Annotated in this window: 4 protein-coding genes and 1 other annotated feature; all 4 genes read right to left on the reverse strand. The window is 44.1% G+C overall.

Annotation, left to right across the window (positions count from 1 at the left end; all coding sequences use genetic code 11):
* Positions 1-495 precede the first annotated feature (495 nt).
* On the reverse strand, positions 496-786 hold the full coding sequence (rpmA, locus tag ACFVSH_RS25315) for a 50S ribosomal protein L27 (protein WP_061143474.1): 291 nt from the start codon (positions 784-786) through the stop codon (positions 496-498).
* A 12-nt stretch (positions 787-798) separates the two neighbouring features.
* Positions 799-1,131 (reverse strand): ribosomal-processing cysteine protease Prp, encoded by a 333-nt coding sequence (locus ACFVSH_RS25320; RefSeq protein WP_192205951.1) that lies wholly within the window; start codon positions 1,129-1,131, stop codon positions 799-801.
* Between the two features lie 13 nt (positions 1,132-1,144).
* Positions 1,145-1,453 carry a 50S ribosomal protein L21 gene (gene rplU, locus ACFVSH_RS25325; RefSeq protein ID WP_034308849.1) on the reverse strand — a complete coding sequence of 103 codons (309 nt, stop codon included), beginning with the start codon at positions 1,451-1,453 and terminating at the stop codon, positions 1,145-1,147.
* 13 nt (positions 1,454-1,466) lie between these two features.
* Positions 1,467-1,550 (reverse strand) — a sequence feature (ribosomal protein L21 leader region).
* A gap of 75 nt (positions 1,551-1,625) precedes the next feature.
* Positions 1,626-2,544 (reverse strand): ribonuclease E/G (locus tag ACFVSH_RS25330; protein ID WP_387708508.1); only part of this gene is annotated, 919 nt, incomplete at its 5' end.

Raw genomic sequence — 2,544 nt, forward strand, 5'->3', positions numbered from 1 at the left:
GATCATGTTGAATACTTCCATTTGTACAGTATATCAAAAAAACAACAAACAGGAAATGAAGCTTGATTCACATGCCTTCACATGAAAGCCCCCGTCCAAAAAATACAGCCGCACACCCTGAGTTCTTTGGACGATGGTAGAGCCATTTGAACTAAAAAAGAGAATGGGCCTTATTTATGCACCAATTGGAGATATTATAGTTGAATTGGAGTGTCTATTTGGTTTAACCAAATCGGATGGATGAGTATTCTTGGATTTCCCCCTGAAAGTTTAAGAAAGCCCGCCTATTGGCGAGCCATTTGTAAGTCAGAGGTTGTTTTCCTTATACTAATGACTAAAGTCTCCTGCAAAATGCTGGTTCGTTCCTATAGTATAAATAAAGGGCCGGACCCCTTCATCACTATATAACATACCATTATTAAAAATGACGCGGTATATAGTGTCTTGTAGAAGGAATCAGACCCTTTTGAGTCAGCCTCTGTTCAAAGATGCCAATTATGCTTCTTGTGCAACTGGATATACGCTTACTTTTTTACGGTCACGTCCGAAACGTTCGAATTTAACAACACCGTCTACTTTAGCGTATAGAGTATCGTCTCCACCACGGCCTACGTTCTCACCAGGATAGATTTTCGTTCCGCGTTGACGGTAAAGGATAGAACCACCAGATACGAATTGACCATCTGCACGTTTAGCGCCAAGACGCTTGGAGATTGAGTCACGTCCGTTCTTTGTAGAACCTACTCCTTTTTTCGAAGCGAAGAACTGAAGATTTAATCTTAACATTTGTTCCACCTCCTATTGGTTGAGGATAATTTTCATGTATTTACCATAATCACGTTCGATGGTTTGCAGCGATACGAGCATGCCGTTCAAAAGCAGCTGAACCTTCCCTTCCGATTCCGGCGAAAGATTCCCCGGAATGACGCAGCGAAGATAGCCGCCTTCTCTCCCTTGCTCGATCTCAGGTTCTACGTCCGTTAAGGACATGATTGCATTGACTGCCCCGAAGGAAACAGCCGATACACCTGCACAAACAATATCAGAACCTTTTTTAGCAAAATTAGCATGTCCGCTTAAGGTGAACGAAGCAATCCGTTCCTGCGGAGCATCAAATACAACTTTAATCATCTAGAATCAGCCCTTACGCGTTGATTGCTTCGATAACAACTTTAGTGTATGGTTGACGATGACCTTGTTTTTTACGATTGTTCTTCTTCGCTTTGTATTTGAAAACAGTGATTTTCTTTTGCTTACCTTGTTTTTCGACAGTACCTGTTACAGTAGCGCCTTCAACTAGTGGAGCACCGACTTTCACGTCTTCGCCACCTACGAATAAAACTTTGTCAAATGTAACAGTTTCGCCTGCTTCTGCGTTTAATTTTTCAATGTAAACCGCTTCGCCAGCTGCTACTTTAATTTGTTTACCGCCAGTTTCGATAATTGCGTACATACTTGCACCTCCTTAAATGTCTCAGACTCGCCAATCACAGGCGTTTTACCAGATAGGCAAAAGCTTAAAACCTGTTGTTGAGCGGTTGTAGCACGGGTGCTACAAACATAACATTAAAATCCTAACATGAAACAGGAAAGGCTGTCAATATATTTATTAGAATTCCCGCTCTTCAATTGAAAGCCCGCCCGATTTCCTGCATGCTTCCGAAGCGCTTGATGGAATAGGCATTGCTCGAACCTGGGATAAAAGATAGGAAAATCTTTTTAGCGATCAATTCCTCCAGTGTCGGCCGATATGATTCTTTTTCGCCAAGCAGCACGTCCGCCACCGCTTTACTGACCTCCACCCAGACCGCTTCATCATCCGTCTTCCTGTGTTCCAGCAGTTCCCGTTCCAACCGGAAGGCCACTGTTTCCGGGCTCTCGATTTTACCGCTTCCACTGCACACCGGGCATGGTACCGACATCATTTCACTTAAAGACGGGGAGGTTCGTTTTCTCGTCATTTGTAAAATGCCCAATTCCGTAAAGCCGATGACCTGGATTCGCTTCTCATCTCTCACCGCTTCCTTTTTGACGATGTCGATGATTTCCTGCTCATGCCGCGAATTGTCCATATTGATGAAATCTATCAAAATGATTCCGCTGATATTCCTCAATCTCAGTTGACGGGCGACTTCCTTTGCCGCAGCCTGATTAACCGCAAACAATGTAGCCTCCTTCGCCACCTTGCCGATGAATTTACCTGAATTGACATCGATTACGGTGAAAGCTTCCGTTTCTTCAAAAATTAAATATCCACCATTCTCAAGCCAAACGATTTTCTTGGCCATCTTCTCCACTTGCGCTTCGACATTCCATTCGGAAAAAATGTTCTTTGGACCCGATACATGGGATATTTCCCACTCCTTGCGGTTTTCCTGTATCCACTTTTTCAGCTCCCGATAAGCCTCGAAATCATCGATGGCCAGTTCCCCCGTCGCCGCTCCCGACATTTCAGAAATGATCATGTCCAGGTATGCGTCCCTCTCATAGAGTATGGATGGGGCCTTGAGGGAAGCAGCCTTAACTTCAAGCCCTTTATAGAGC

The organism is Peribacillus sp. NPDC058002 (genome assembly GCF_042886655.1).
Lineage (GTDB): Bacteria > Bacillota > Bacilli > Bacillales > DSM-1321 > Peribacillus > Peribacillus aracenensis.